Genomic DNA, 437 nt, shown 5'->3' on the forward strand with positions numbered 1-437 from the left:
CTTGAATATAATCTCAATTAGTTGTTGTGGATGTGCATTAATTAGTCCATGGACAATAATAATTGCCCATACCTTGCGATAACGTGCCCACAAACATCCTAGGAATAGACCTACGATACCATGGTTTGCAATGACCGTAGCTGTATCAACATCCCAATGACCAGAGCCGTGTAATGCGATATGCCAGCTCGCCCATAACAATGAAGTAAGAAGAATAGCCGGCCAAATACCTAGTAATAATTCCAAACGTGTTTGCAACCAAACCCTATAAAAAAGCTCTTCAAGTACACTATTTATAAGAAACCCTACGAGTAAAATTAAGATTAAAACCGTGGGTTCCATTCTCGCTGAAACAAATGGTGTAGAGAATGCAGAAAAGAAGTTGAAGTAACCCCAGATTATAATGACAATAAGTGGTGTAAAACGATACCATCTAT

The 437-nt window shown here is 38.4% G+C and carries 1 protein-coding gene; it reads right to left on the reverse strand.

Translation table 11 applies throughout. The annotated features are described in order from the left end of the window. Positions 1 to 437 (reverse strand): lysostaphin resistance A-like protein (locus tag AC1DJR_RS33535; protein ID WP_477004626.1); only part of this gene is annotated, 437 nt, incomplete at both ends.

Source organism: Bacillus sp. 05T31 (assembly GCF_056396725.1).